At 75.1% G+C, this 2,544-nt stretch carries 1 pseudogene; it reads right to left on the bottom strand.

Going from position 1 to position 2,544, the window contains the following annotated elements:
* Window positions 1-2,539: pseudogene (locus tag ADY01_RS34865) on the bottom strand (type I polyketide synthase); the annotation flags it as partial.
* Between the last annotated feature and the right edge of the window lie 5 nt (window positions 2,540-2,544).

Genomic DNA, 2,544 nt, shown 5'->3' with positions numbered 1-2,544 from the left:
CGCGGCGCAGCGTGCCGACCACGGTGGCGCCCGCGCCGGCCGACTCGACCGTCTCGCGGAGCGCGACGCCCAGCACCGGGTGGGCGGAGGTCTCGATGAAGGTGTTGAAGCCGTCGGCCAGCAGCGCGCGGGTGGCGCGCTCGAACTGAACGGTGTTGCGCAGGTTGTCGTACCAGTACCGCGCGTCGAGTCCGGCCGTGTCGATCACGCCGCCGGTGAGCGCCGAGTAGAACGGGATCGCGCCGGACCGCGGGGCGATGGGGGCGAGCACGTCGAGGAGTTCCTCGCGCAGCGACTCCACCTGCGCCGAGTGGGAGGAGTAGTCGACCTTGATCCGGCGGGAGCGCTCCACCGTGGCCAGCACCGTTTCGAGACCCTCGGGGTCTCCGGCGACCACCACGGAGTGGGGGCCGTTGACGGCGGCGACGGACACCCCGTCCGGCAGCGTGATCTCGCCCACGGGCAGCGGCACGGAGACCATGCCGCCCTTGCCGGCGAGCGCGCCGATCGCCCGTGACCGCAGGGCGACGACCCGCGCGCCGTCCTCCAGGGACAGCGCCCCGGCGACCACGGCGGCGGCGATCTCGCCCTGGGAGTGCCCCACGACCGCGTCAGGCTCCACCCCGTGCGAGCGCCAGGCGGCGGCCAGGGAGACCATCACCGCCCAGAGCACCGGCTGCACGACGTCGACCCGCGCCAGCAGCGTCTCGTCGGAGAGGGCGGCGTCGAAGTCCCAGTCGATGAACGGCGCCAGCGCGTCCCGGCAGTCCTCCAGCGCCTCCCGGAAGGCGGCGGACGCCTCCCGCAGTTCCGAGGCCATGCCCGCCCACTGCGAGCCCTGGCCGGGGAAGACGAACACGGCGCGCGACCCGACGGGGTTCACCTGCCCCGCGACCACGGCGGCGGCGGGCGTGCCCGCCTCCAGCGCGGCCAGCCCGGCCAGCGCCTCGCCCCGGTCGCGCGCGACGACCACGGCGCGGTGTTCGAGGAGCGCCCGGTTCGCGGCCAGGGAGTGGGCGATCTCGGCGAGCCGCACCCCGGGCTCGGCGCCGGTGTACTCCCGCAGGCGTCCCGCCTGCGCCCGCAGCGCCCGTTCGGTCCTGCCGGACAGCACCAGCGTGGTGACCGGCGGCTCCGGCGCGTCCGCCGGGGTCCGGCCCGGCTCCTCGTCGGGGGCGCGCTCCAGGAGCACGTGGGCGTTGGTGCCGCTGATGCCGAACGAGGACACGCCGGCCCGGCGGGGCTCGCCGGTCTCCGGCCACTCCGTGGTCTCGGTCAGCAGCTCCACGGCGCCGGCCGACCAGTCGATGTGGGAGGAGGGCTCCTCCACGTGCAGGGTCCTGGGCAGGACGCCGTGGCGCATGGCGGACACCATCTTGATCACCCCGGCGATGCCGGCGGCGGCCTGGGTGTGGCCGATGTTGGACTTGACCGATCCCAGCCACAGCGGGCGGTCCTCCGACCGCTCCTGGCCATAGGTCGCCATGAGCGCCTGCGCCTCGATCGGGTCGCCCAGCGGCGTGCCGGTGCCATGGGCCTCGACCACGTCCACCTGGCCCGCCGACAGCCCGGCGTTCGCCAGCGCCTGGCGGATCACCCGCTGCTGCGAGGGACCGTTCGGCGCCGTCAGCCCGTTGCTCGCGCCGTCCTGATTCACCGCCGAACCACGCACCACCGCCAGCACCTCGTGCCCGCGGCGCCGCGCGTCCGACAGACGCTCCACCAGGACCAGGCCCACGCCCTCGGCGGGGCCGAACCCGTCGGCACCGGCGGAGAACGCCTTGCACCGGCCGTCCGCGGCCAGCCCGCGCTGACGGCTGAACTCCACGAACAGGCCCGGCTCGGACATCACCGTCACACCACCGGCGACGGCGAGGTCGCACTCGCCCTGGCGCAGCGCCTGCACCGCCAGGTGCAGGGCGACCAGCGACGAGGAACAGGCGGTGTCCACCGTCACCGCGGGGCCTTCGAGGCCGAACGTGTACGCCACCCGGCCGGAGCCCACGCTGCCCGTGTTGCCCGTGCCCACATAGCCCTGGAGCTCCGCGGGCACGTCCTGGACCCGGCCGATGTACTGCTGGGCGACCAGCCCGGCGAAGACGCCGGTCCGGCTGCCGCGCAGCGAGTCGGCGCTGATCCCGGCCCGTTCGAAGACCTCCCAGGCGGTCTCCAGCAGCACCCGCTGCTGCGGGTCCATCGCCAGCGCCTCGCGCGGCGAGATCCCGAACAGCTCGGCGTCGAAGCGGTCGGCCTCCGCGAGGAAGCCGCCGTTGCGGACATAGCTGGTCCCCGGGTGCTCGGGGTCGGGGTGGTAGAAGCCCTCCACGTCCCACTCGCGCCACGCGGGCACCTCGGTGATGGCGTCGCCGCCCTCGGTGACCAACTGCCACAGGGCCTCGGGCGAGGCCACGTCGCCGGGGTAGCGGCAGGCCATGCCGACGATCGCGATGGGCTCGCTGACGGCCGTGGCGACCGCGGGCACCGGCGCCGGGGCGGGGGCCACGTCGGCGGCGGAGTCGAGCAGCTCGTCGCGCAGGTACTGGG

The sequence above is a fragment of the Streptomyces sp. SBT349 genome, assembly GCF_001083795.1.
Taxonomy (GTDB): Bacteria; Actinomycetota; Actinomycetes; order Streptomycetales; family Streptomycetaceae; genus Streptomyces.
Note: the sequence above shows the minus strand (reverse complement) of the source record. Positions and strands in the feature narration are given on the sequence as shown.